The organism is Roseateles sp. P4_D2, from assembly GCF_056401875.1.
The window spans coordinates 395,964-421,102 of sequence record NZ_JBFUIM010000004.1 but is presented as its reverse complement, the minus strand read 5'-3'; the positions used below and the strand labels follow the sequence as shown (position 1 = coordinate 421,102).

General features: G+C 67.8%; 25 protein-coding genes. 15 read left to right on the top strand and 10 right to left on the bottom strand.

Annotation, left to right across the window (positions count from 1 at the left end; genetic code table 11):
- Nucleotides 1–3: 3 nt before the first annotated feature.
- The 3 genes from AC1DW0_RS09985 to AC1DW0_RS09975 all read right to left on the bottom strand — a co-directional run bounded on the left by AC1DW0_RS09985 (nucleotide 4) and on the right by AC1DW0_RS09975 (nucleotide 3,367).
- On the bottom strand, nucleotides 4–1,041 hold the full coding sequence (locus tag AC1DW0_RS09985) for a branched-chain amino acid ABC transporter permease (protein WP_477945648.1): 1,038 nt from the start codon (nucleotides 1,039–1,041) through the stop codon (nucleotides 4–6).
- Nucleotides 1,042–1,118: 77 nt separating this feature from the next.
- On the bottom strand, nucleotides 1,119–2,810 hold the full coding sequence (locus tag AC1DW0_RS09980; RefSeq protein WP_477945646.1) for an ABC transporter ATP-binding protein/permease: 1,692 nt from the start codon (nucleotides 2,808–2,810) through the stop codon (nucleotides 1,119–1,121).
- Between the two features lie 128 nt (nucleotides 2,811–2,938).
- Nucleotides 2,939–3,367: a BON domain-containing protein gene (locus AC1DW0_RS09975; RefSeq protein ID WP_457320212.1), complete on the bottom strand. Its 429-nt coding sequence runs from the start codon at nucleotides 3,365–3,367 to the stop codon at nucleotides 2,939–2,941.
- A 194-nt stretch (nucleotides 3,368–3,561) separates the two neighbouring features.
- On the opposite strand from AC1DW0_RS09975, the gene AC1DW0_RS09970 reads away from it, so the two are divergent.
- A complete protein-coding gene (locus AC1DW0_RS09970) occupies nucleotides 3,562–5,541 on the top strand; it encodes an AsmA family protein (RefSeq protein ID WP_457320211.1) in 1,980 nt (659 codons plus the stop codon).
- Between the two features lie 33 nt (nucleotides 5,542–5,574).
- The gene (locus AC1DW0_RS09965) at nucleotides 5,575–5,736 is read left to right on the top strand and encodes a DUF1328 domain-containing protein (RefSeq protein ID WP_082533043.1); all 162 of its coding nucleotides are present in this window, start codon (nucleotides 5,575–5,577) and stop codon (nucleotides 5,734–5,736) included.
- Between the two features lie 140 nt (nucleotides 5,737–5,876).
- On the opposite strand, the gene AC1DW0_RS09960 is transcribed toward AC1DW0_RS09965, so the two are convergent.
- Both AC1DW0_RS09960 and AC1DW0_RS09955 read right to left on the bottom strand, forming a co-directional pair.
- Nucleotides 5,877–6,347 (bottom strand): hypothetical protein, encoded by a 471-nt coding sequence (locus AC1DW0_RS09960; protein ID WP_056204716.1) that lies wholly within the window; start codon nucleotides 6,345–6,347, stop codon nucleotides 5,877–5,879.
- A 104-nt stretch (nucleotides 6,348–6,451) separates the two neighbouring features.
- Nucleotides 6,452–6,907 carry a MarR family winged helix-turn-helix transcriptional regulator gene (locus AC1DW0_RS09955; RefSeq protein ID WP_457389463.1) on the bottom strand — a complete coding sequence of 152 codons (456 nt, stop codon included), beginning with the start codon at nucleotides 6,905–6,907 and terminating at the stop codon, nucleotides 6,452–6,454.
- 230 nt (nucleotides 6,908–7,137) lie between these two features.
- On the opposite strand from AC1DW0_RS09955, the gene AC1DW0_RS09950 reads away from it, so the two are divergent.
- From AC1DW0_RS09950 to AC1DW0_RS09935, 4 genes are all read left to right on the top strand, one after another.
- Nucleotides 7,138–8,385 (top strand): MFS transporter, encoded by a 1,248-nt coding sequence (locus tag AC1DW0_RS09950; protein ID WP_457389464.1) that lies wholly within the window; start codon nucleotides 7,138–7,140, stop codon nucleotides 8,383–8,385.
- Between the two features lie 221 nt (nucleotides 8,386–8,606).
- The gene (locus tag AC1DW0_RS09945; protein WP_457389465.1) at nucleotides 8,607–10,532 is read left to right on the top strand and encodes a TOL_0244 family TonB-dependent receptor; all 1,926 of its coding nucleotides are present in this window, start codon (nucleotides 8,607–8,609) and stop codon (nucleotides 10,530–10,532) included.
- Nucleotides 10,532–11,083 carry a TOL_0243 family YfiR-like periplasmic protein gene (locus AC1DW0_RS09940; protein WP_457389466.1) on the top strand — a complete coding sequence of 184 codons (552 nt, stop codon included), beginning with the start codon at nucleotides 10,532–10,534 and terminating at the stop codon, nucleotides 11,081–11,083. The genes AC1DW0_RS09945 and AC1DW0_RS09940 overlap by 1 nt, the downstream gene beginning before the upstream one ends.
- Nucleotides 11,084–13,030, top strand: a complete 1,947-nt coding sequence (locus tag AC1DW0_RS09935; protein WP_477945642.1) for a sensor histidine kinase, YfiR-like protein-associated — start codon at nucleotides 11,084–11,086, stop codon at nucleotides 13,028–13,030.
- Here AC1DW0_RS09935 and AC1DW0_RS09930 read toward each other — a convergent pair.
- Entirely contained in the window at nucleotides 13,027–13,161 is a 135-nt protein-coding gene (locus tag AC1DW0_RS09930; RefSeq protein ID WP_457389468.1) for a hypothetical protein, read from the bottom strand. The genes AC1DW0_RS09935 and AC1DW0_RS09930 overlap by 4 nt on opposite strands.
- An 18-nt stretch (nucleotides 13,162–13,179) precedes the next feature.
- Nucleotides 13,180–14,181, bottom strand: coding sequence for a thioredoxin family protein (locus AC1DW0_RS09925; RefSeq protein WP_457389469.1), 1,002 nt, complete (start codon nucleotides 14,179–14,181; stop codon nucleotides 13,180–13,182).
- Nucleotides 14,182–14,259: 78 nt separating this feature from the next.
- On the opposite strand from AC1DW0_RS09925, the gene AC1DW0_RS09920 reads away from it, so the two are divergent.
- The gene (locus tag AC1DW0_RS09920) at nucleotides 14,260–14,856 is read left to right on the top strand and encodes a TetR/AcrR family transcriptional regulator (RefSeq protein ID WP_457389470.1); all 597 of its coding nucleotides are present in this window, start codon (nucleotides 14,260–14,262) and stop codon (nucleotides 14,854–14,856) included.
- 19 nt (nucleotides 14,857–14,875) lie between these two features.
- Nucleotides 14,876–15,295: an organic hydroperoxide resistance protein gene (locus AC1DW0_RS09915; RefSeq protein WP_457389471.1), complete on the top strand. Its 420-nt coding sequence runs from the start codon at nucleotides 14,876–14,878 to the stop codon at nucleotides 15,293–15,295.
- Here the strand turns inward: AC1DW0_RS09915 and AC1DW0_RS09910 are convergent.
- The gene (locus AC1DW0_RS09910) at nucleotides 15,292–16,194 is read right to left on the bottom strand and encodes a substrate binding domain-containing protein (protein ID WP_457389472.1); all 903 of its coding nucleotides are present in this window, start codon (nucleotides 16,192–16,194) and stop codon (nucleotides 15,292–15,294) included. The genes AC1DW0_RS09915 and AC1DW0_RS09910 overlap by 4 nt on opposite strands.
- Nucleotides 16,195–16,293: 99 nt before the next feature.
- Here AC1DW0_RS09910 and AC1DW0_RS09905 point away from each other — a divergent pair, with 99 nt between their 5' ends.
- From AC1DW0_RS09905 to AC1DW0_RS09895, 3 genes are read left to right on the top strand one after another with little or no spacing between them, the layout of a single operon-like run.
- Nucleotides 16,294–17,031, top strand: coding sequence for an SDR family NAD(P)-dependent oxidoreductase (locus AC1DW0_RS09905; RefSeq protein ID WP_457389473.1), 738 nt, complete (start codon nucleotides 16,294–16,296; stop codon nucleotides 17,029–17,031).
- A gap of 4 nt (nucleotides 17,032–17,035) precedes the next feature.
- Nucleotides 17,036–17,401 carry a nuclear transport factor 2 family protein gene (locus AC1DW0_RS09900; RefSeq protein WP_056204741.1) on the top strand — a complete coding sequence of 122 codons (366 nt, stop codon included), beginning with the start codon at nucleotides 17,036–17,038 and terminating at the stop codon, nucleotides 17,399–17,401.
- 2 nt (nucleotides 17,402–17,403) lie between these two features.
- A complete protein-coding gene (locus AC1DW0_RS09895; protein ID WP_457389474.1) occupies nucleotides 17,404–17,625 on the top strand; it encodes a tautomerase family protein in 222 nt (73 codons plus the stop codon).
- Between the two features lie 85 nt (nucleotides 17,626–17,710).
- On the opposite strand, the gene AC1DW0_RS09890 is transcribed toward AC1DW0_RS09895, so the two are convergent.
- Both AC1DW0_RS09890 and AC1DW0_RS09885 read right to left on the bottom strand, forming a co-directional pair.
- Nucleotides 17,711–17,833: a hypothetical protein gene (locus AC1DW0_RS09890; protein ID WP_457320187.1), complete on the bottom strand. Its 123-nt coding sequence runs from the start codon at nucleotides 17,831–17,833 to the stop codon at nucleotides 17,711–17,713.
- Between the two features lie 13 nt (nucleotides 17,834–17,846).
- Nucleotides 17,847–20,963, bottom strand: a complete 3,117-nt coding sequence (locus AC1DW0_RS09885; RefSeq protein WP_477945638.1) for a TonB-dependent receptor — start codon at nucleotides 20,961–20,963, stop codon at nucleotides 17,847–17,849.
- 302 nt (nucleotides 20,964–21,265) lie between these two features.
- Between AC1DW0_RS09885 and AC1DW0_RS09880 the strand changes: the two genes are divergently transcribed.
- From AC1DW0_RS09880 to AC1DW0_RS09865, 4 genes are all read left to right on the top strand, one after another.
- Nucleotides 21,266–21,946 carry a GntR family transcriptional regulator gene (locus AC1DW0_RS09880; protein WP_477945636.1) on the top strand — a complete coding sequence of 227 codons (681 nt, stop codon included), beginning with the start codon at nucleotides 21,266–21,268 and terminating at the stop codon, nucleotides 21,944–21,946.
- 86 nt (nucleotides 21,947–22,032) lie between these two features.
- Nucleotides 22,033–22,164 carry a hypothetical protein gene (locus AC1DW0_RS09875; protein ID WP_268795295.1) on the top strand — a complete coding sequence of 44 codons (132 nt, stop codon included), beginning with the start codon at nucleotides 22,033–22,035 and terminating at the stop codon, nucleotides 22,162–22,164.
- Nucleotides 22,161–23,918: an IlvD/Edd family dehydratase gene (locus tag AC1DW0_RS09870; RefSeq protein WP_457352359.1), complete on the top strand. Its 1,758-nt coding sequence runs from the start codon at nucleotides 22,161–22,163 to the stop codon at nucleotides 23,916–23,918. The genes AC1DW0_RS09875 and AC1DW0_RS09870 overlap by 4 nt, the downstream gene beginning before the upstream one ends.
- A 324-nt stretch (nucleotides 23,919–24,242) precedes the next feature.
- Complete coding sequence (locus tag AC1DW0_RS09865) at nucleotides 24,243–25,136, top strand: SPFH domain-containing protein (RefSeq protein WP_457352361.1); 894 nt, start codon at nucleotides 24,243–24,245, stop codon at nucleotides 25,134–25,136.
- Nucleotides 25,137–25,139: the final 3 nt, after the last annotated feature.

Sequence of the window (25,139 nt, the reverse complement as noted above, 5' to 3'; positions counted from 1 at the left end):
GCGTCAATGCTCCTCGTGGTGCGGATCCACGAAGGACCGCCAGAGGAGGATGGGCAGGATCACCGTGAAAACGATGACCTCCTTGAAGGCGCTGGCCCAGAAGGAGCCGAAGCTCTCGATAAGGCCGACGCCGATCGCGCCGGCCAGCGCCATCGGGAAGCTGGCCAAGCCACCGAACACCGCGGCGACGAAGCCCTTCAGGCCGATCAGGAAGCCGGTGTCGTAATAGATGGTCGTCGACGGCGAGATCAGCAGGCCCGACAGCGCGCCGATGAAGGCCGCCATCGTGAAGCTCAGCGAGCCGGCCGCATCGCCCGAGATGCCCATCAGCCGCGCACCGGTGCGGTTGATCGAGGTGGCGCGCAAGGCCTTGCCCATCAGCGTGCGCTCGAAGAAGAAGAACATCGCCACGAGCAGCGCGATGGAGGCGCCGAAGATGATCAGCGTCTGGCCCGTGAAGCTCAGCGGCCCGACGTCGTAACGCGCTTCCCAGAAGGCCGGTGTGCGATAGCCCTCGGCACCGAAGAAGACCAGGCCGACGCCGGTCAGCGCGAAGTGCACGCCGACGGACACGATGAGCAGCGTCAGCACACTGGCGCCGGACAGTGCGCGGTAGGCCAGGCGGTAGAGCAGCGGGCCCATCGCCGTGACGATGGCCAGCGTCAACAGCACCTGGATCCACAGCGCTGGCTGTTCCTGCGCCAACATCGGCAAAGCCACAGCCATGCCGATGGGAAAGCTCAGCGTCTGCATCAGCCCGAAAGCGATGCGCGCCATCGGTCGCCGCTCCCGCAAACCCTGAATCACGTCCAGCACAGCGCCCGCAATGGCCATCATCAGCAGCAGCCACACGGTGCCCGGCACCTTGCCCATCTGCAGTGAAGCCAACGTCAGCGCGCCGAAGGCAACGAACTCGCCCTGGGGAATGAAGATGACGCGGGTGACCGAGAACACCAGCACCAGGGCAAGGGCGACCAGCGCGTAGATCGCGCCGTTGGTCAGGCCATCCAGGCCCAGGATCGCGGCAATCGTCAGGTCCATCGGGGAGGCGCGCAGGCTAGCAGCAGGAAGTGCGCGGATCGTAGCGACGATTTCCTACTCGACCCTTGCGCGAACCCTCACTTGTCCGGCTTGTCAGCTGGCCGGCGCGGCGTCTTCGCCAGCGTCCAGCGCCCGCCACCGGTCAGCTTCAGCACATGGCGGTGAAAGCCCGCCACGGCGGCGCGGTGGGCAATGCTGATCAGGGTGGTGCCGCGTTCGGCCAGCCGCTGGTACAGCCGCTTCTGGTTGGCGTCGTCCAGCGCGCTGGTGGCCTCATCCAGGATGGCCAGGCGCGGCGCATGCACCAGCAGGCGCGCGAATGCCAGGCGCTGCTGCTCGCCGCCGCTGAGCAGCTTTTCCCAGTCCTCGCTGCGGTCCAGGCCGCTGTCGCCTTCGGCGAGGTGGCGCAGCTGCACCTCGTCCAGCACCTTCAGCAGCGCTTCATCGTCGAGCTTGCTTTGCGTGCTGGGGTAGATGAGCTGGCTGCGCAGCGTGCCCACCTGCAGATAGGGCCGCTGCGGCAGGAAAAAGACATCCTCGCGCGGCGGGTGCAGTACCTGGCCGCTGCCCTGGGTCCACAGGCCAGCGATGGCGCGCAGCAGCGAGCTCTTGCCACAGCCACTGGCACCGGTGATCAACAGTGAGCCGCCTTCCGGCACGTGCAGGGAGAGCTTTTCGACCAGCACCCGGTCACTGCCCGGCGCGTGCACGGTGAGGTCCTTGATGTTCAGCTCGCGGCCTTCCTGGCGGTCGATGCCCGCCTCGGGCAGTGCCGCATCCAACACTTCGGTCATCACATGCAGGCGGTCGATGCCGGCAACGAAGCGCGAGAGGCTTTCGAAGTTGTCGATGATGAGGGACACCGCCCCCAGCACCGCCGCAAAGGCGCCACCGGCCTGCACGGCCTGGCCCACCTCGAGTCGCCCGCCGAGCACGTCAGCGGCCAGCACGACGCTGGGCACCAGCAGGCTCAGCTGGCTGAAGGCCCGCTGGAAAAGGTTGAGCCCGAACTGCGCGCGGATCAGCTTGCGTGTGTTCAGCAGCGTGGCGCGCAGGCGCTGCTGCAGCTGGTGGCGCTCCTGGTCTTCGCCGCCATAGAAGGCGATGGACTCGGCGTTCTCGCGCACGCGCATCAGCCGGAAGCGGAAGTCCGCCTCGCGCTTGAGCTGCCAGTAGTTGAGCCGGATCAGCGGCCGCCCGAACAGGCCGAGAGACAGCAGGGTGCCGGCCACTGCGTAGGCGACGAGGAAGCCCACCAACGAATGCGACAGCGACCACAGCACGGCACTGAAGGCCACCAGTTGCATCAGCGAGCCCAGCAGGATGAGCAGGAAGTGCAGCGACCGGCTGGTGAAGGTGTTGATGTCGTCGGCGATGCGCTGGTCCGGGTTGTCGATCTCGTCGCCGGCGATGTGAAAGTAACGGCGCTCGCGCAGATAGCCGTCCAGGAAGCGGTGGGTCAGCCAGCGCCGCCAGTCGTTGGCATAGGCGTCGCGGGCGTAGTAGTAGATGGCAAAGATAGGCACCGCGAAGGCCATGATCCACAGCATGGCGCGCACCGCGGCCCAGAAGCGCGGCTCGTCGCGCGCCGCCAGTGCCGAGGTCAGCTCGCCGGTCTGGTTGTTCAGCAACACGGCGAACTGCGTCTCGGCCAGCATCAGCACGATGAGCCCGACCAGAAAGGCCCAGGCCCAGACGCGCCGGTCGCCCACCCAATAGGGTTTGGCCACGGTCATGAAGCGTTTCAATGCAGAAACAGGGGCGGCCATGAGTAAGCGATTGCAGTTGTCTAGACAAGGCTATCGTTACGGCCGGCGGTGGACTGTCGGACGGCATGCCGACGCGGCCAAAGCAAAGGCGCCCTCGCGGGGCGCCTTTGCTTTGGCGAGTTGCAGGGTCAGCCGTTGCGGGTGACCACCAGCTGGTTGTTGACCTGCTTCACCCCGTCGATGGCCGCGGCCAGCGTCGTAGCGCGCTCGCGCGACCTCGGGTCGGGCGCCTGACCGGACAGCGTCACCTGCCCGTCACGGGTGTCGACATTGATCTGCGTGGCCTTCAGCTGGTCATCCACGGCCAGCGCGGCATTGACCTTGGCCGTGATGTTCATGTCTGAAGAAACGCGGGCTGTCGCATCCGCGGCCTCGCGCGCCGACATGCGGGCGTCGGCCAGGACTTCGCTGCCTTCGCGCTTGGCATCGGCCACGGCGTTGTCCGCGCGCTGGCCGGCGCTCAGTTCATCGTCGGGCTGCCGGCTGCAGGCGCCAAGCGCAGCGGCCATGGCGAGGGTGGCTAGCAGGGGCAGGCGGGCAGTGGTGTGCTGTTTCATTGGGGCGTCCTTTCCGGTGCGAGGCCATCAGGCCGGTTTTCATACTTTGGACGCCTCGGGCCGCGCCCGATTTCGGCCCAGGCGCCGATCGCCTGTCGGACCGAACCGACAGGCGCGTGTGTCAGCCAGCGTCCTACAGGCATGGGGCCCCCCGTCCCACGCCGGTCCCGGCAACCGGCCGCGAGCATGCCTTCATGAAAGTCGCCGTCACCATTGCCGGCGCCGTCGTGCTGGTCGTCATTGCCGTCGTGGGCATGGATCTGGCCGGCTGGCCCGGCCTCGCGCCCCGGCTGGCCGCCCAGGCCGAGCGCGGCCTGGACATGGACGCCGGTGCTCGGCTGCACCTATTGTGGAAACCTCGGCTTGAGGCCCCCCGGCTGCGCGTCAGCGGCACCCGCGGCGAGCCCCTGGCCGACGCCAAGGACGTGCTGCTGAACTGGCAATGGGGTGACATCTGGGCCTGGCGCCGCGGCGCACCGCTGCGGCTGCGCCTGGTACAGGCCGAGTCCTTGTCCCTGAACTGGCAGCGTGACGCCGCCGGCCGCACGGCCTGGCCGGTGCAACCCTCGGGCGCCCGCGATGAGCCGGCCGAGCTGCCGCAGATCGACCACCTCGTCGTCCGCCACGGCAGCGCCCAGCTGGACGATGCGCCGCTGCTGTTGGTCGGCGACGCCCGCTTCGCGACCCAGGCCGACGGTCAGTGGACGGCCGACTTGAAGGGCAAGTTGCGCGGCCAGCAACTCGCGCTGAAGGCCGAAGCCGGCGCCGGGCTGGCCCTGCTCGCGCCCGCCGACACCGGCCTGCCGCCGGTGCAGCTGCGTGCCGAACTGACCCAGCGTGACGGCCGCATCGCTTTCGCAGGCACGGCCGCATCGCTGCTCGACGCCCGCGCGCTGGACGGCCAGCTGCAGGTGCGCGGCAACTCGCTGGCCGACGTCGGCCGCCCTTTCGGCATCACCCTGCCCAGCACGCCGCCGCTGGAGCTCAGCGGGCGGCTGCAGCATGCCTCGGGCGTCTGGCAGCTGGGCGGTGCCCGTGCCCGCATCGGCAAGAGCCAACTGGCCGGCGATTTCAGCTTCGACACCCGCGAGAAGTCAACACGGCGCCCCATGCTCAGCGGCATGCTGCGTGGCGGCCCGCTGCGCCTGGCCGACTTAGGCCCAGCCGTCGGCGCGGATGCGCCACCCAGCCGCCCGGGTCGCGTGCTGCCCGACCGGCCGCTGGATCTGCCGTCGCTGAGCACGATGGACGCGCGCGTCGCCGTCGCGCTGACCCAGCTCGACCTCGGCAGCGCCAAGCTTGCGCCGCTGGCACCGGTGAATACCAGCGTGGTGCTGGAAGGCGGCGTGCTGACGCTGGAGAACTTCAATGCCGGCGTGGCCGGCGGCGAGCTGGCCGGCCGGCTGCGGCTGGACACGCGCCCCAGCCCGCCGCTGTGGCAGGTGCATGCCGACGTACGCGGCATGGCCATCGAGCAGTGGTTCAAGTTCCAGGCCAAGAGCCTGAGTGAACACCCCGTGACCGGCCGCATGCGCGCCGACATCGACGTGCAGGGCCACGGGGGCAGCACGGCCGCATTGCTGGCCAGCCTGAACGGGCCTATTCGCCTGCAGCTCGACAAGGGCAGCATTTCCCATCTGCTGACCGAAGCCACCGGGCTGGACCTGGCTCAAGGCCTGGGCATCCTGCTGCGCGGCGACAAGAACCTGGCGCTGAATTGCGCCCGCCTGGACGGCAATTTCAAGGCGGGTGTGCTGAGGCCACGCTCGGCCGTGGTGGACAACCGCGACAGCCGCATCGACATCGACGGCCGCATCAGCCTGGCCGACGAGACACTGGACCTGCGGGTGGTCGCCAGGCCCAAGGACTTCTCGTTGCTGACGCTGCGTTCACCGGTGCGCGTGCAGGGCACTTTGGGCGACCCGCGCATCGCCCTGGAGGGCAAGGCCCTGGGCGGCAAGGCCATTGCCGCCATCGCCCTGGGGGCGCTGGCGCCGCCGGCCGCCCTGTTGGCCTTCGTCGATCCCGGGGAGGACCTGCCGCCCGTGAGCTGCGATGGACCGGCTGCGGCGCCACGTGCGGATGCGAGCGCCAAGCCGGCTGTAACCGCGTCGGCGGCTTCCTACCCGGCAGCGCGGCGGGGGCCGGCACCCCAGCACCAGCGCCAGCCCTAGATTAGCGATGCCAACAGTCCAAGGAGAAACCTCATGCTGCGTTACGCGATCATCTTCTTTGTTGTCGCCCTCGTGGCGGCCCTGTTCGGCTTTGGCGGCATTGCCGCCAGCGCCGCAGGCATTGCCCAACTGCTGTTTTACGGCTTCATCATCCTGGCCATCATCAGCCTGGTGGTGGGGTTGATGCGCAGATAGCGACTCGGTTCGTCCCTGCGCGTGGCCCGCGTTCAGCTTCGAGAAGAAGCGCGACGCGGGCCACGCTTTTTGGTGCAGTTCCGACAGGCCTGCCACAAGCTGACAGGCTTGGAGCAAGGATCAATCAACGGGCCAGGCGCTCAACGGCCGCGATGGGGCTGTTCCTGGATGGCGTCGAGGAACTCGCGCAACGTCTCGCTGCAAGGCCCCTGGGGGCAGAGGAAGAGGCCTTCGGCCTCGGCGGGCACATCGGCCGCAAAGCCCAGTGTGCTCAGCGAATTCATCGCGTCGCCGCATAGCGCCACGGTGCGGCCGCAGCGCCAGGCCATTTTCAGCAGGGCTTGCAACTTGGCGCAGCCGGTTGGTGCAGCCCAGGCGTCGGAATTCAGCACGATAAGGCCGTCGGCCCAATCCGCCTCGACGGGCGGTTCGCCGAACTCGTCGTCCAGACGCCAGTCCAGGCGATGCACGCTGCTGTTTGCCGCCAGTACCGCCAGGTCGGCTTCGCAAGCCTGCATCACATCGGCCGTGCCGACCACGCAGATCAGCACGTCCGCAGCCTGCGAAGGTGCTGTTTCCAGCCGGGGCGGGCTGTCCATCATCGTGTCCATGATTGCATCTCCGCAAATCGGGATGCTTCACTCTCGCGCGGCCACCTCCGCACCCGCGTGAGCCTGCGGCGCGACGCCGTGTAGGACGGCGCGCCAGGCCCGCCTCAGTCCCCCAGGCGACGCTCCAGCATCGCATCGACGCTGTCCGCCAGGCGGCTCAGCAGCCCGCCGAGCACCGCCACCTCCTCGGCGCTGAAGCCCTGCAGCGCCTCCGCGCTCAACGCCTGCATGACGCCGCGCGCCTTGGGCATGCGCTCGCGGCAGGCGGTCGTCAGCGAGATGAGGCGGCTGCGGCCGTCCTCGGGGTCGGGCACTCGCTCGACGAGGCCGTCTCTTTCCATGCGCGCCAGCAACTGGGCCATGCTGGGTTGCTCCACATGGGCCAGCCGCGCCAGCTCCGCCTGGGAGCGCGACTTGCCGTCCTTCAGCGCCATCAGCACCGGCAGCTGGCCCAGCGCGAAGCCCTGCTCGCGCAGCAATTGGTCGGCCATGCGCTGGAAACCGCGGTGGACATGGCCGATCAGCTTCAGCGGCGGTTGGGGTTCTCGAGGCTCGGGCATGGACGCACAGAAAGGACTGATGAACGGTCCTTGACTTTACATAGGCGCCTATCTTAATATGAATAGGCTCCTATGCAGCGAGCTCGGCGTCTCATCCCGCTCCAGTCTCTGCTGCCACGTCCGGGCACGCCCTCGCGCACACTGCGTGGCAATCCCAACGCCGCCATCGAGCGGCACGCCAGCGCCCAACATCCCCCCATCAGGCCCCGCGCCTGCCACCGCCGCCGCCCATGCCCGAAGCCACCGCTCCAGCCACTGCCCCGCCGCTCGCCTTCACCCCCTACCAGCGCTTTGCCACCGGCCTGCTGACACTGCTGCAGTTCGCCGTCATCCTGGACTTCATGATCATGTCGCCGCTCGGCGCCATGATCATGCCGGCGATGTCGATGACAGCCCAGCAGTTCGGCCTGGTCGTGTCGGCCTATGCCTTCAGCGCCGGCATCTCCGGCCTGCTGACGGCAGGCTTTGCCGACCGCTTCGACCGCAAGAAGCTGCTGCTGTTCTTCTACGGCGGGTTTCTGCTCGGCACGCTGTGGTGCGGCCTGGCCACCAGCTTCGAGTCGCTGCTGATGGCGCGCATCGTCACCGGGCTGTTCGGCGGTGTCATCGGCTCCATCGTCATGGCCATCGCCGCCGACCTCTTCGAGCCGGCACTGCGGGGGCGCGTCATGGGCCTGCTGCAGGGCGGCTTTGCGGCCAGCCAGGTGCTGGGCCTGCCTTTCGGCCTCTACCTCGCCACGCACTGGGACTGGCACGCGCCCTTCATGGCATTGGTGGCCTTCGGAGCAGTCGGCGGCCTGCTGATCGCCTGGCGCATGAAGCCGGTGGATGCCCACTTGAAGCTGCAGAGCGACCGCAGCGCCTTCGCCCACCTCTGGCACACCGTCGCCAAGGCCCGCCATGTGCACGCCTTCGTCATCACGGCGCTGCTGACGACCGGCGGCTTCATGATCATGCCCTTCGCCAGCGCCTTCTCGGTGAACAACGTCGGCATCGACCTGCAGCACCTGCCCATGGTCTATCTCGTCACCGGCATCAGCACGATGTTCGTCGCGCCGCTGGTGGGCCGCCTCACCGACCGCCTCGGCCCGCTGCCGGTGTTCTACGTCGGCAGCGCGATCACCATCGCCATGGTGGCGATCTACACGCGGCTGGGCACGTCATCGCTGATGACGCTGATCGTCGTCAACGTCATCCTCTTCGCCGGCATCTTCTCGCGCATGGTGCCCTGGCAGGTTGTCGTCACCGGCATCCCCGCGCCGGAGCAGCGCGGCGCCTTCACGGCCATCAATGCGGCGTTGCAGCAGCTGGCTGGCGGCCTGGCGGCGCTGGTGTCCGGCCATATCGTGAGCATTGGCACCGACGGCAGGCTGGAGCACTTTCCGTGGGTCGGCAACGTGCTGATCGGCACGACGCTGATCGTCTGTGTGCTGCTGTGGCAGTTGCAGAAGAACGTGCCCAGGAAAAGTCCACGCTGACGAGCAGGCCGCGCCCCGGCCCGGCGGCCAGGCGGATGCTGGCGCCATTGCGCGCTGCCACTCGCCCGACGTGGCCGAATCCCGGCGCAGGCACGCAGCGCCCCTGAAACGAGGCGTTTGTCACGGGTTGCCGTCTGGTGCCACATGCGGGCCGATGTCGCGTTGCCGCCATCCGGTCGCTGCGTTATCGTCGAGCGACCGGGTCACCGTTGGGAGGGTGCATGGGGCAGCCACAAAGCCGGGCATGTTGCATTGCAGCAGCCGCGCTATGGGCGGCGCCCGCGGCGGCCCAGGCCCCTCTGGTCGACCTCAGCCTGGAAGAGCTCGGTAACGTCACCATCACCTCCACTGCCAAGCGTGAACAGCGCCTGGGGGATGCGGCGGCCTCACTCTTTGTCATCACCGCCGACGACATCCGCCGCGCCGGCGTGACCCGCCTGCCCGAGGCCCTGCGCCTGGCGCCGAATCTGCACGTCGCCGAAACCTCCAGCGGCGACTATTCGATCAGTGCACGCGGCTTCAATGCCGGCTCGGCCAACAAGTTGCTCGTCCTTGTCGACGGGCGCTCGGTCTACACGCCGCTGTTTGCCGGCGTGTTCTGGGACGTGCAGGACGTGGCACTGGAAGACATCGATCGCATCGAGGTCAGCAGCGGCCCCGGCAGCACGCTGTGGGGCGTCAACGCCGTCAACGGCGTCATCAACATCATCACGCGCAGTGCCTCGGCCACGCGCGGGAGCCTGGTATCGGCGGCGGCGGGCAGCCGCGAGCGCGACACGGTGCTGCGCCATGGTTGGTCGCTGGGCGACGGCGGCGACATGCGCCTCTACCTCAAGCACACCAGCCAGGGCCGCACCGAAACGGCGGCGGGCACGCCCGTGGAGGATGCGGGCCACATGCTCAAGGGCGGCTTTCGCGCCGACTGGGGCCGCGGCAACGATCGCGTCACACTGCAGGGCAATGCCTATCGCGGCAACCACGGCCAGCCGCGGCCGGGCAGCATCGACGTCACAGGCGTGAACTTCGCGCTGGACACCATCCGGCTCTCCGGTGCCAACCTGCTGGCGCGCTGGGATGGGCCGGTCAGCGGCGGCGAACTCAGCGTGCAGGGCTATCTGGACCGCACCGTGCGCGTGAACCCGCCCACCTTCGACGAGACGCTGGAGATCGCCGATTTCGAAGTGCAGTACACGTTGCGGCCCACGCCTGACCACACCGTCGTGCTGGGCGCCAACCATCGCCGCTCGCAGGACCGCGTCGGCCACGGCGCGCCTGAGTTCGCCTTCCTGCCCGAGCGACTGAACCAGGCCTGGACCAGCCTGTTTGTTCAGGACGAGGTCGCGGTTGCCGAGGGCCTGCGCGTGACGCTCGGTGCGCGTGTCGAACGCAATGACTACACGGGCAACGAGTTCCTGCCCAATCTGCGCCTGGCATGGAAGCCCTCGCCCGGCCAGCTGTGGTGGGCTTCGGCCGCGCACACGGTGCGCGCGCCCTCGCGGCTGGACCGCGACATCTACATCCCTGCCCAGCCGCCTTTCATCCTCGACGGCGGCGCGGGCTTTCGCGCCGAGACGGCCAATGTGCTGGAGCTCGGCTACCGCGGCCAGCCACTGCCCGCACTGACGCTGTCGGCCACGGCCTTTCATGGCAACTACGACCATCTGCGCACCCAGGAGCTGGCGCCCAGCGGCACGTCGGTCTATTTCGGCAACGGCATGAAAGGCCGCGTCAGCGGCCTGGAGGCCTGGGGCAGCCTGCAGGCTGCGTCCTGGCTGCGCCTGCACGGCGGCGTCACGCTGCTGAGGCCGCGCCTGCAGCTCAAGCCGGGCAGCATCGACACCGCCGACTCCGTGGCCGCCGCCTCCGGCGCCATGCCACGCCAGCTGTGGCGGCTGCGTGCGGCCTTCAACCTGCCCAGCGATGCCGAACTGGACCTCATGCTGCGCCATGTCGGCGCCCTGAGCGCGCCAGACGTGCCGGCCTACACGGCCGTGGACCTGCGCCTTGGCCGGCGCATCGGCCCCGATGTCGACCTCGCGCTGGTGGCCCAGAACCTGTTCGGCAGCCACGGCGAGTTCACCGCCATTCAAACCCGCACCGAGTTCGGCCGCAACCTCATGCTCCAGATGCGCATGCGCTTCTTCTGATGAAGGCCGCCCGCCTCGCCCGCCGAACGCTGCTGCTCGCGGCGTTGGTCATCGCGGGCGGCGCGCGTGCGGGCGACGATGACGGCCTGGCCGAATACCAGGTCAAGGCCGCCTTCGTCTGCAAGTTCGGCAACTACATCGACTGGCCGCCGCAGTCGCTGGGCCCGGTGGGCGAGCCGTTTCGCATCGGCGTGCTGGCCAGCGAGGCGGTCGTCGAGGAGTTCCGCCGCACCGCCACGGCCACCTCCGTGGCCGGGCGGCCCGTCGAGGTGCGCCGGCTCGTGCGCGGCGAAGTGCCAGAGGGCGTCCACGCCCTCTTCGTTTCGCGCGGCATGGTCTCCTACACGCCCAACCTGCTCGCGGCCGTACAAGGGAGGCCAGTCCTCACGGTCACCGAGTTTGACCCCGGCGGCGCAATGGGCATGATCAATTTCGTCGTCGTCGACGACAAGGTGCGTTTTGACATCCTGTTGCCGCCCGCCACGCAAAGCGGCCTCAAGATCAGCGTGCGCCTGCTCGGCGTCGCGCGTCGGGTTGAAGGCAAGTCATAGATGTTCAGGCTCTCACTCCAACGGAGACTGCTCGGCGTCACGATGTTGACGGCCCTGGTCGCGTTGCTTGTCGCGCTGGGCGCGATGGTGGCCTATGACCTGAAGTCCTATCACGAAGGCTGGGTGGCTGATCTCAAGGCCCAGGCCGAGCTGCTCGGCCATTCGACGGCGCCGGCGCTGGAGTTCGACGACGTCAAGGTGGCCAGCGAGAACCTTGCGCTGCTGCGCCTGCAGCCGCGCGTGCGTGCCGCCGCCATCTACGGCGCCCAGGGCGAGCGCTTCGCCTCCTACACGGCCGCGGGCGCCGACGCGCCACTGCCCGCGCATGCTGAAAAGCAGGGCGTGCACCGTGCCGACCGCGACATCGCCGTCGCCCTGCCCATCGTGCAGGATGGGCGCGCCATCGGCAGCGTCTATCTGCGCGCCGAGTACGCGCTGCATGACCGCGTGCTGACCTATCTCGGCATCGCCGCGGTGGTCGCCCTGGCCGCGCTGGGCATCGCTTTCCTGTTTTCTATGCGGCTGCAGCGCGCCGTGGTGCAGCCCATCCTCGCCATCAGCGATGTGGCCCGCGACGTCATGCAGCGCCAGGACTATTCGCGCCGGGCCGCCAAGATGACCGACGACGAGGTCGGCGTGCTGGCCGATTCCTTCAACGGCATGCTGGGTGAGATCGAGAAGCACGCCCAGGAAGTCATGCGGCTCAACGAGCAGCTGGAAGCGCGCGTGCACGAGCGCACCGCCCAGCTCGAGACCTCCAATGAGGACTTGCGGCTCGCCACCGCCGTGGCCGAGAAGGCCAACCGCGCGAAGTCGGAATTCCTGTCCAGCATGAGCCACGAGCTGCGCACGCCGCTGAACGCCATCATCGGTTTCGGCCAACTGCTGGGCACCAACATCGCTGACGCCAAGCCCGAGCGGCGCCAGGAGTTTGTCGACCACATCGTCGGCGCCGGCAAGCATCTGCTGACGCTGATCAACGAGATCCTCAACCTCGCGCGCATCGAGAGCGGCCATGTGGAGCTGTCGGTCGAGCCGGTACCGCTGGATGATGTGCTGTCCGAGTGCCGCAAGATGATCGAGCCGATGGCCAGCCAGCGCGCCATCGCCACCCAGTTCGTCAACAGCAGCGGCTGCGTGGCGCTGGCCGACCGCATGCGGCTCAAGCAGGTGGTGCTCAACCTCGTCAGCAACGCCATCAAGTACAACCGCCCCGGCGGCTCGGTGCGCGTGGACTGCGACCGGTTCAATGCCGGGCATGTGCGCATCTCGGTGAAGGACACCGGCGCCGGCCTCAAGCCCGAGCAGGTCGAGGCGCTGTTCCAGCCCTTCAACCGCCTCGGCCAGGAGGGCGGCCCCGAGCAAGGCACCGGCATCGGCCTGGTCGTCACCCAGCGCCTGGTCGAGCTGATGGGCGGCCAGATCGGCGTGCACAGTGTGCCCGGCGAGGGCAGCGTGTTCTGGGTCGACCTGCGGGCCAGCGAACTCCCCGCCGTGCCGCACGCCGAAACCGACTGGGGCGACCTGGCCAGCCTGACGGCCGCGCCGCGTGAGGGCGAGGCGCCAGCCACCGTGCTCTATGTGGAAGACAACCCCGCCAGCCGCCAGCTCGTCGAGGAGCTGCTGGCCGCACGCGGCGACATCCGGCTGCTGACGGCGCCCGACGGCCAGCGCGGGGTCGAGATGGCCCGGCAATATGTGCCCGACGTCATCCTGATGGACAACAACATGCCACGCATGACCGGGCGCGAGGCCCAGTCCATCCTGCACATGGACCCGCGCACAGCCCATATCCCCATCATCGCGCTGACCGCCAACGCCATGCCCGATGCCGCGGTGGCGGGCCTGGCCGCAGGCTTCTTCCGCTACCTGACCAAGCCGCTGGAGCCGCGGCGGCTGCTGGAGGCGCTGGACAGCGCGCTGGCCACCGCGCGGGCGCGACGCTAGACGGCTGCCGCGGGTTTCCGCTGCTGATCGCGAAAGCGCCGCTGAGCCAGCACCAGCATGCGGGCGAAGGAGACGACCGGGCGCGGCAGCGGCTGCGGCCGCGGAAGCGTGGGCAGGGGCAAGGTGTTCATCTGAAGTCCTCAGTGAAGTCAACCGAAGGTGAAGGCATAGGCGCGGGCGCCGGGTGCATCGAAGCGGATCTCGAAAGTGCGTGCGCGCACCGGGCCTCGCTGGCGCACCAGCTGATAGAGGCGCTCGCCACTGGCCAGGCCGCGGCCGTCGGCGCCCACGTCCAGGCCCGCATCGGCGCCGGGCGGCTGGCCGTCGAGGGTGATGCGAAATGGCAGCGGCTTGCCGTCAGTTGCGGGACCAAGCACGAGGTGCAGGTCGCGCGCTTGAAAGCGCAGCGCCACGCTGCCGCTGTCGCCCGACAGCTCGGCGTACTCGGGGCGCACGGTCCAGTCGCCGGCCAGCGACCACTCATTGAGCCGGGGGGTGCCACCGGCATAGCGCTTGAGGCGGTCGGGCAGGATGCCGCGGGCTGCACCGTGCCCATGGCCGAGATAGGTCTCGGGTGAGCGCACGTTGGCGATGTCGGGCGCCAGGCCGATGCCGGTCGCCGCAACCTGGGCCATGCCCGCCTCCGGCGCCTTGCCGGCCTCGCGCAGCAGCTCGCGGATGACCTGCTCGGCGCGTTCGTAGTCGCCCTCGCCAAACTGCTGGTGGCGCACACGGCCCTGGGCGTCAACGAAATACAGCGCGGGCCAGGCCTGGTTGCCAAAGGCGCGCCAGATCGTGAAGTCGTTGTCGAGCACGATGGGGTAGTCGAGCTTTCCTTCCATCGCGGCCTGGCGCACGCGCTTCACATCGCGCTCGAAGCCGAACTCCGGCGCATGCACGCCGACGACGACCAGGCCCTGGGGGCCGTACTTCTGCGCCCACGCGCGCAGGTACGGCAGAGTGCGCTGGCAGTTGATGCAGGAGTAGGTCCAGAAGTCGACCAGCACGACCTTGCCGCGCAGGCCGGCGAGTGCCAGTGGCGGTGAATTGATCCACTCGCCGCCACCGTCCAGGCGCGGGTCGGCCGAGGCGTGTGCGGTCATGAACAGGGCGAGCGCGGCGGCGACGGAGAGCTTTCTCGCGAAGTTCATGACGTGGAACTGCGGGTTGCGAAATCGATGGCGCTCATTATTATTGACCGATCGTTCAAAAACAAGTCCAATTCATTCATGGCAAGACCTTCCGAATTCGACAGGGACGAAGTCCTCCACCGCGCGATGGAGGTGTTCTGGTGCCAGGGCTTCGAGGCGACGGGTATGCCCCACCTCGTCGAGGCCATGGGCATCGGCCGTCAAAGCCTCTACAACGCCTTCGAGAGCAAGCGCGGCCTCTTCCTGGAGGCCCTGCGCCTTTACCAGGCCGAGCGCGCCAAATCGCTGCAGAAGGTGCTGGCATCCGCACCCTCGCCGCTGGCCGGCATCGAAACGCTGCTGACGTCCATTGCGTCCTCGAGTGGCGTGGCACGCACGCGCGGCTGCATGTCGGTCAACACGGCCGCCGAGATCGGCACCAGCGACGAAGAGGTCGCGGCCATCCTGCGCGAGGGCGCCAGGCGCTCCAAGGCCGACGTCGCCGCCGCGCTGGCGCAGGCCAAGGCGCAGGACGAGCTGCCGCCCACGCTGGATGAGACCGCGGCCGCCGACTTCGTGCTGACCGTCATGCGCGGCCTGCGACTGAGCGCCAAGGCCGGTGCCCCCGTCACCGAGACCCGCAATGTCGTGCGCCTGGCCCTCGTGGCCCTGCGCCATTTCCACGCCGAAACCTGACCCACGAGGAGCCCACACCATGCGCGCCATCGAGAAAGTCGTCTACACCGCCCACACCCACACCGCCGGAGGCCGCGAGGGCTGGGGCAAGTCCAGCGACGGCGAACTGGACGTCAAGCTCAGCCCGCCTGGCGCCAACAAGCCCGGCACCAACCCCGAGCAGCTGTTCGGCATCGGCTACTCGGCCTGCTTCATGGGCGCGATGCGCCGCGCGGGCGCGCCGCTCGGCATCCGCGTGCCGGACGAGGTCAGCATCGATGCTGATGTGTCTCTCGGCACCACGGCCGACCAGGGCTTTGCGCTGGCGGTCAAGCTGACCGTCAACCTGCCCGGCCTCGATGCCGAGCAGAAGAAACAGCTCGTCGACGGCGCCCACCAGCTCTGCCCCTACTCCCATGCGACGCGAGGCAACATCGACGTGCGCTTTGAAATTCTCTAGGTCGCCAGCAAGAAGTCGACAAAGCACCTCACCCGCAGCGGCACGTGGCGCTGGTGCGGGTAGAGCAGGTTGAAGGGCCGCGAGCGGCCGCCGAAGGGCTTGAGCAGTTCGACGAGGCGGCCCTGGCGCAACTCCTCCTCCACCGTGAAGCGATAGGCCTGGAAGATGCCGGCGCCGTGGCGAGCCAAGGTCACGCCGGCCAGCACATCGTCGGAGCAGCTGGTGCCGCCGGTGGTCTGGCGTTCGGCGTCCTTGCCGTCGACACGGAACAACCAGGGAATGGTGCGGCCACTGCTGGGCAGCTCGAACTGGATGCAGTCATGCAGCGCCAGCTCGTCGAGTGACTGCGGCTCGCCACGCCGGCGCAGGTAGTCGGGCGCGGCGACGAGCAACAGTTCGGCGTCCTCCAGGTGCCGCGCGATCAGCGTCGAGTCGGCTGGCGCGCGCACGCGCACGGCGAGGTCATAGCCCTCGGCCGCGAAGTCGATGTTGCGGTTGCTGACGTGCACATCCACGCGGATCTCCGGGTAGCGCTCGCGAAACGCCGGCAGGCGCGGCAGCAGGCGGTGGTGGCCATAGGTGGTCGGCACGCTGATGCGCAGCAGGCCGCTCGGCGCCGCCTGCCGGCCGCTGACTTCGCGCTCGGCTTCCACCAACTGGTTCAGCACTTGGCGGCATTGCTCGTAGTAAGCCTGGCCCGCGTCGGTGAGGCGGATCTGCCGCGTCGTGCGCACGAACAGGCGCACGCCCAACCTCTCTTCGAGGCGCGCCACCGTGCGGCTGACGGCCGCCGGCGTCACGCCCGCCGCCGTAGCCGCCGCCGTGAAGCCACCCAGCTCCGCCGCCGCGCAGAAGAGCTCCAGGCTGCCCAGCATCAGGTCGTCGAATTGCCGATTCATGCCATCACATCATGTAAATACTGAAGTGGCCAGGATCTTATTTATTGATCACGACGTCGCCAATAGATTTGAGTCCATCGCAACCCAATGGAGTCATCCATGAACCACTGTCCTCGCACCGTCATCGTCACCGGCGCCTCCAGCGGCATCGGTCTGGCCATCGCTGCCGCCTTCCTGAAGCAGGGCGACAACGTCGTCGCCAACGGCCGCAACGCCGAGCGCCTGCAGCAGGCCGCCGTCGAACTCGGCAAGCCCGACAACCTGCTCACCGTCGCCGGCGACGTGGCCGACCCGGCCACCGGCACCCGCCTCGTACAGGCGGCCATCGAACGCTTCGGCCGCGTCGACGTGCTCGTCAACAACGCCGGCATCTTCAACGCCAAGCCCTTTGTCGACTACACGCCGGCCGAGCTGGATGCCCTCGTCGACACCAACCTCAAGGGCTTTGTCTACCCGTCGCAGGCCGCGGCCCGCCACATGGTGGAGCGCAAGGCCGGCCACATCATCAACATCACGGCCGCCATCGCGTCGCAACCCATCCAGGGCGTGCCAGCGGTGTTGCCGGTGCTGATCAAGGGCGGCATCAACCACGCCACCCGAGCCCTGGCGCTGGAGCTGGCACCGCACAACGTGCAGGTGGCCGCCGTTGCACCCGGCATCGTCGACACGCCGATGTACACGGCCGACATGCATGGCTTTTTGAACACGCTGCAGCCGGCCGGCCGCATCGCGACCGTGCAGGAGATTGCCGATGCGGTGCTCTATCTCGCCGGCGCGGCCTTCACGACCGGCGTCGTGCTGCCCGTGGATGGCGGCATGAGCTCCGGCAAGTGGTGATGCCATGACCGACCGCGAAGAACTGCTGGCGCTGCTGCAGCGCTATTTCGACGGCCTCTACCGTGGCGATGTGGATCTGCTCGCGCAGGTCTTCCACTCGCAGGCGCGGCTCTACGGCGAGGTCAGCGGCCAGGTGCTGCTGCGCGACGTCGAGCCCTATCTGCAGGTGGTGGCCAAGCGGGCCAGCCCGCAAAGCCAGGGCGAGACCCAGCGCATGCAATTGCAGGCCCTGCGCATCGACGGCTCGGTCGCGCTGGCGACGGCGCGCTGCCAGATGCTGGGCTTCGACTACCTGGACCAGCTCAGCCTGCTCAAGGATGGCGGCCGCTGGTCCATCGTTGCCAAGCTCTACACCCATCAGGAGACCTGACCGTGCCCTACATCCGCATCGAGATTACCCGCGAAGGCGTGACGCTGGATCAAAAGAAGCAATTGATTGCCGAGGCGACCGACCTGATGGTCCGCGTGCTGAACAAGGAACCGGCGGCCACCTTCGTCGTCATCGACGAGGTCGACACCGACAACTGGGGCGTTGCCGGCCGCACCGTCACCGAGCTCCGGCACGAGCGGGCGGCGGTGCCAATAAAAAGATGAGGGCGCTCGCCACCGGCCGGCGAGGACCCTCATCGAAACACCAGCGGGCCACACCCGGACCGCTGGCGGAGACACAGGCGATGAATCAGAAGCTGGCGCGCAGACCCACCTGGCAAGTGCGACCCGGCTCGTAGATCGCGTACGGCGCGTTGGCCAACTGGAAGCTGGTGCGCTGCGAGGCGCGGGTCAGGTGGACGACGCCGAACATGGCCTGCCTCTGGTCAGAACTTCATCTGAGCGGTCAGCTGATAGGTACGGCCCGGATCCCAGTAGCCACGCACGGCGAGCTCTTCCTGGATGTAGGACTTCTGCGTGGCCTTGTTCAGGTTGGCAACGTCAAAGTTGAGCGACACGCCCTGCTTCCACCCCACCCAGTCGCCGATTTCGAGACGGGTCGAGAGGTCCGCCTGGTAGTAGGCCTTGTTGTACTTGAACATGGTGCCTGCCGGGATGGAATCCGTGTTCTTCGACTCGAACGGAGTCCGGGCCTGGTAACTGTTGCTCAGGCGGATGGAGCCGCGGCTGTTTTCGAAGTACACGGTCAGGTTGGCCGTATAGGGCGCCGCGCCAATCGGCACCTGGCCACTGGTGCCTGCATCCTGCTTGGTGCGGGTGTAGTTGGCGTAGAAGCCGAAGCCGTTGATCGGCAGGAAGCGGTCCAGCGACTGCGCCCAGCTCAACTCCCAGCCCTTGAGCTTCATGATGTCTTCCGTGTTGAGCGGCTGCGACAGCGGAATGTTGAACTTGTCGGGGCCGCCGGCCGCAGTCACCGCCAGGTCGATCGCGCTGCCCGCTGCGTACTGCAGCGAGTCGGCACCGAACTCTTGGCGGATCTGCGACAGCGTCATCTGGCGCACGACAGTGCGCGGGAAGTTCTTGATCTTCTTTTCGAAATAGGCCGCCGCGAGATAGCTGCCCTTCTTGTCCGTGTACCACTCCCATCCAAAGTCCAGGTTCTTGGACTCGAAGGGCTTGAGCCCCGGGTTGGTGGCGGTGGCGTTGGACAGGGCCACGTCATTGGACGTCGCTCTCAGCGGCTGCAGCGCCTTGGGGTCAGCACGGGTGATGGCCTTCGAAGCCGCCGCGCGGACGATCATGTCGTCAGCCAGGTTGTAGGCCAGCGTGCCGCTGGGCAGGGTGTTGCTGTAGGAAGTCTGGCCCGTCGTCTCCGTGACCAGGTTCGGATACAGGCCGCCGTTGGCCAGGCCTGCATTGCGCGGATCGGCCACGTTGCCCGTGTACGCGCCGACGCTCTGCGAGGTGCGCGTGCGGCGCAGGCCCGCGTCGTAGCGCAGCAGGCGGTCGAAGACGCGCGTCTGGCCGGACACCTCGATGTAGTTGCCGAAGACGTTTTCACCGAAGTCCTGCGGAGACGCACCGCTGAGGGCGTTGCTGCCCGCGAGCTGGACCATGCCGGCGGTGATGCTGTCGTAGCTGGTGGCCCTAGCGAAGCGGCTCCAGTCAATCGTGACGAAGCCGTTGGGGCCGGGCACCAGGTACTTGGAAATGTCCGGCACGGCCGAGCCCTGATAGGCCAGCGCGGGCCCGCCAGCCGTCGCGCCCTGGCCGTAGCCAGGGTATTGCGTCGCCGGGTTGGCCGTGATCGGAATGATCGCGCAGCCATTCGGGTTGGTGTTGTTGGGCGCGTACATGCGGACGTTGAGGTTGCCGCCGCAGACGACGTTCTGCAGACGGCCATCGTCGTTGAACGGCGTGATCAGGCGGTGGTAGGTGTCATAGGCCATGCCACCCTTGAGGGTCAGGCTCTCGTCTCCCCAGGCCAGATTCCAGCGTGCACCCCTCGTCTTGATCTCACGGTCCTCACGATTGACGCTGATCTGGGCGCCCGTCGCGTTGCCGTGGTGATCCCAGGTGTAGCCGGCCGGGCTGTTCGGGTCGAAGCCGTTGGGCGTGTAGACCGGGAAATTGGCGTTGGCGCCGATATTCACCGTGAACGGCTTGGCCGCGTCGGTCGGGACCAGGAGCGTGGGCGCGGTGCGGCTGAATTTGCTGCTGGCCTGATTGGCCTGCGCGTCCAGCGTCCACTTGTCGGAGATGCGCCATTCGAAGCCCGGGTTCACGGACGTGAAGCTGCTCCTCTCGTCCATGCGGCGGTATTCAAGGAAGCCAGTGCCGTTGAGGAGGGTGCCGCCCGTCACGAAGCAGTAGACCGCGCAGTCGCTGCGGTCATAGCTCATTGCCGAAGGGATGACGGCGCTGTTGCGGACGTTGATGTCGAAGTCGACACGCTCCTGCTTGCTGGTCTTGCTGCCAGTCAGCAAATCAAGGTAGGCGTCGAAATCTGCGGTCGGGCGGAACTCGAAGCTCAGCAGGGCGTTGGCACGATTGCGCTCACCCGTGAAGTTCACCGGGCGCGGCAGGCGCGGCATGTAGCCGTTGTCCAGTTGCTGGATCGTGGCATTGGGGTTCAGCTGTTTCAGCAGCGCCATATCGACGGACTGGCCGGCTGCCAATGTCGTCGAACCATAGGTACCGGCGGCCGCAGCGGGCACAGTCGTCGGGATGCCCCAGGCACCGTTGGTGGTTGAGGTACCCGCGCCGGTCTGCAAAGGGTTGGTCAGACGGGGCGTGACCCAGTCGGTACCGTCCTCGAAGCCGCGCGTGGTGATCTTGTTGCGGGCGAAGGACACGCCGGCCAGCACGCCGAAGGTGTCGCCGAACGTCGTGCTGTAGAGCGCCGTGCCGCGCGTGCTGGGCTTGGGCGCGGGGTCGTTCTTGGCCAGTTGCAGCTTGACGGTGCCGCGCGTACCTGCCTTGTCGAACGGGCGGGCGTTGCGCATGTTCACGACGCCGGCGATAGCGCCTTCCAGCATCCCGGCCGTGGGGCTCTTGGACACCGTGATGCGCGAGAAAAGGTCGCCCGGCATGAAGTCCAGGTCGACTTCGCGGTTGGCGCTACCGGCACTGCTGAAGCTCGTGGAGGCCGATGCGACGGGGTTACCGTTCATCAGGATGCGCGTGAAGTTGGAACCCAGGCCGCGGACCTGGATGTTCAAACCCTCACCCGTCACGTCGCGGTTCACCTGGACGCCGGGGATGCGCGAGATCGACTCGGCGAGGTTGTTGTCCGGGAACTTGCCGATGTCTTCGGCGTGGATCGAGTCCGACAGGCCGATGTTCTCGCGCTTCGAAAGCGCCGAGGCAGCCAACGAGCTGCGGATGCCGGTCACGACGACCGTCTCCAGTTGCTGGGCCGATGGTGCCGGCGCGGTCTGCGCATAGGCCTGCGTGATCAGGCCGGCCAGCAGCGTGGTGCCCACGGCCAGCTGTCGATCCAGGCGGGCGCGGCGGCGCGGCTGCGAATTGGTCTTGCTCATCTTGTCTTTGTCTCCTGATTGGTTCTATGACGCCGTCATCATCAAAATGGTAGCGCGCACATTTTCAATTTACGTCCACAGGAAACCTCAGTCAACGAGGGTGTGTACTAATGTATTAGTGGGCCGCGAGGCAGAAAGGCGGCTAAGAATTGCAAGGTGATCGAACATTGGATAGCGCTCTCAGGCTTGTCGGCCGACGGGCCAGACCGCGCCCCATCAGCCGCGCCAGGACGCATCAAGCCCGCGATGACAATGGCGCCCAGCCTCCGCGCGCCAACGGCAGATTTGGCTTGCCCCTCGAGATGAACACCACGCTAGATCCCACCCGCCATGCGGCGCCCCAGGTCGTCGAAGCGCTTCGCGCCGCCATCATTTCGCTGGAGCTGGCGCCGGGGAGCGCCCTCGACCGGGCCGAGCTGGCCCAGGGTTTCGGCGTCAGCCAGACGCCCGTGCGCGACGCGCTCATGCGGCTCAGCGAAGAAGGCCTGGTGCTCATCCGCGCCCAGTACACAACCCAGGTCACCCGCATCGACGTGCCGGCGGCCCGCGAGGCGCATTTCCTGCGCCGCTCCATCGAAATCGAAATCGCACGCCTGCTGGCGCTCTCGCATGACCAGGCAGTGATCGACGACCTGCGAGCCCAACTGGCGCGCCAGGTGGGCCTCGCCGCCAGCAAGGACTATCCCGCCTTCATCGCGGCCGACAAGGAGTTCCACCGGCTGATGTACGTCGCCGCCGGCCTGCCGCGGCTGTGGTCGGTGGTGACGCGCATGTCGGGCCACATCGACCGGCTGCGGCTGCTGCACGCGCCGAGCGAGGGCAAGGCCGAGTCCATCCTGGCCGGCCACCTGGCCATCCTGCAAGCCATCGAATCGGGTGACGCGCAAGGCGCGCAACAGGCCGTGCGCGAGCACCTGTCGGGCACGCTGGCCTCGGTGGAAGAGATCCAGCAACGCTACCCCGAGTACCTCATCCTCTCTTGAAGCGCCGCCCGCTTCGCCCCCCGCTTGGCAGGCGCAATCGGTAGCGCTCACAATTCGGGCCGCCTCCCTACCGCACCGCGAGCCGCATGACCCCGACCGACCCCAGCTTCCTTCCCGCCGACGCCGAAGGCGCCCTGGTGGACATCTCCGCCCAAGCCGCCACGACGGCCCATGGCGTCGGCGCGCTGATGAAGCACTTGCGGAGCCGCGCACGATGACGCGCCGACTGCGCTCCCAGGACTGGTTCGACAACCCCGATCACATCGACATGACGGCGCTCTATCTGGAGCGCTTCATGAACTACGGCCTCACGCCGCAGGAGCTGCGCTCGGGCCGGCCCATCATCGGCATCGCCCAGAGCGGCAGCGACCTGAGCCCCTGCAACCGCATCCATCTGGAGCTGGCGAAGCGCGTGCGCGATGGCATTCGCGACGCGGGTGGCATCGCGATGGAGTTCCCTCTGCATCCCATCTTCGAGAACTGCCGCCGCCCCACCGCGGCGCTGGACCGCAACCTGGCCTACCTCGGCCTCGTCGAGATCCTGCACGGCTACCCGCTGGACGCCGTCGTGTTGACGACCGGCTGCGACAAGACGACGCCGGCGCAGGTCATGGCAGCAAGCACCGTCGACATCCCGGCCATCGTGCTGTCCGGCGGCCCGATGCTGGACGGCTGGTTCGAGGGGCAGCTCGTCGGCTCCGGCGCCGCCATCTGGGCCGGCCGCCGGCGGCTCGCGGCGGGCGAGATCGACGAAGAGACCTTCATCGAGATTGCTGCGGCCTCCGCGCCCTCGGCCGGCCACTGCAACACCATGGGCACGGCCTCGACGATGAATGCGCTGGCCGAGTGCCTGGGGCTGTCGCTGACCGGCTGCTCGGCCATCCCGGCGCCCTACCGCGAGCGCGGCCAGATGGCCTATGAGACGGGCCGGCGCATCGTCGACATGGCGCGCGAGGACCTGCGGCCGTCGAAGATCCTCAGCCGCGACGCCTTTCTCGACGCCATCGTCGTCAACGCGGCCATCGGCGGCTCGACCAACGCCCAGCCGCACCTGATGGCCATGGCCCGCCATGCCGGCATCGAGCTGACAGCTGCCGACTGGACCGAGGTGGGCCAGCACGTGCCGCTGCTGCTGAACATGCAGCCGGCCGGCCAGTTCCTCGGTGAGCGCTTCCACCGCGCCGGCGGCGTGCCGGCCGTCATGTGGGAGCTGAAGCGGGCCGGCCTGCTGCGCACCATCCGGCCGACGGTGACCGGCCACACGATGGCCGCCAATCTCGACGGCCGCGAGACGCAGGACCGTGAAGTCATCTACCCGGTCAGCGCACCGCTGAAGCCCGATGCCGGCTTCGTCGTGTTGAGCGGCAACCTGTTCGACTTCGCCATCCTGAAGGCCAGCGTCATCTCGGCAACGTTCCGCGAGCGCTACCTGAAGGACGGCGCTTTTGAGTGCCGGGCCATCGTCTTCGACAGCCCCGACGACTATCACACGCGCATCAACGACCCTGCGCTTGGCATCGATGAGGGCTGCATCCTCGTCATGCGCGGCGCCGGGCCGATGGGGTGGCCGGGCTCCGCCGAGGTCGTCAACATGCAGCCACCGGACGCGCTGATCCGGCGCGGCGTGATGAGCTTGCCCACGCTGGGCGACGGCCGCCAGTCGGGCACGTCGGACAGCCCCTCCATCGTGCACGCCTCGCCCGAGAGCGCCATCGGCGGTGGGCTGGCCTGGCTGCGCACGGGCGATGTCATCCGCGTCGACCTGATCGCGGGCCGCTGCGACGCGCTGCTCAGTGATGAGGAGCTGGCGCGCCGCCGCGCTGAAGATGCGCCACCTGCGGTACCGCCAAGCCAGACACCGTGGCAGGAGATCTATCGCTCAACGGTGGGGCAGCTGTCGACCGGCGCCTGCCTGGAACTCGCCGTGCCCTATCGCGCCGTGATCGACACGCCACCGCGGCACAACCATTAGGGCCTGCTAACACTACGGCAATGGGTCGCGAAGGCCTTCCGCCAGGGGTCAATCAAGGCGCGGCACGCCGCTCGCACTCGGGTGCGAGCCAGTGACGCAACGCCGAGTGGCCCCTGGCGGAGGGCCTTCCCTTCGGGTTGTGGCCAGAAAAGCCGCGTCCAGCGTTGCAAATGCTCGCCGGGTGTGCAACCCGGCTCCGCTTTGCGCCTTGCTCGCGGCTTTTCTGGCCACAACGCGACCCGTTGCCGTAGCGTTAACAGGCCCTGTGTGGTCACGCCGGGCAAAGTGCATTAAAGTGATATCTCCTTTTTCTGAGGTATCGCCATGCCCGTCCTCGAACAGCTCTCTCGTCTCGAACTGCCGGCTCGCGCGTTCAGCGGCTTCGTGCCCATTGCCTGCAGCCTGGGCGGGGCGGCAGCGGCGGCGGCGCTGTTCGTGTGGTCCCTAGGCAACCTGGCGCTGATGGTGCTGACCGTGCTCCTCTTCGCGGCCAGTTTGCTCATGCTGATCGGGATCTACATGCAGGAGCCCAACGAGGCGCGAATCCTGACGCTGTTCGGCCGTTATGTCGGCACCGACCGCCATGAAGGCCTTCGCTGGGCCAACCCGTTCGCGATGCGGGAGCGCATCTCGCTGCGCGCGCGCAATCTGAACGCGCCGCACATCAAGGTCAACGACAAGCGCGGCAACCCTATCGAAATCAGCGCCGCCATCGTCTGGCGCGTGCAGGACACGGCGCGCGCCGTCTTCGAGGTGGACAAGTTCGAAACCTACGTCGGCGTGCAGGCCGAGACGGCCATTCGCCATCTGGCCACACAGTTCGCCTACGACGACGGCGAGGACCTGGACCCCGACGAAACGACGCTGCGCGCCGGCCAGGACGAGGTCGTCAAGGCGCTGGTCGCCGAACTGCAGGAGCGCTGCGCCCAGGCCGGCGTGACGGTGTTGGAGGCCAAGATCACCCACCTCGCCTACGCCCCGGAAATCGCTCAGGTGATGCTGCGCCGCCAGCAGGCCGAGGCCATCATCAGCGCACGCAAGAAGATCGTGCAGGGCGCGGTGACGATGGTGGAGGAGGCGCTGCGCGGGTTGTCGGAGCGCGAGATCGTCGTGCTGGACGACGAGCGCAAGGCGGCCATGGTGTCCAACCTGCTCGTCGTGCTGTGCTCGGACAAGGATGCCCAACCCATCATCAACGCTGGCACGCTGTACGCCTGAGCG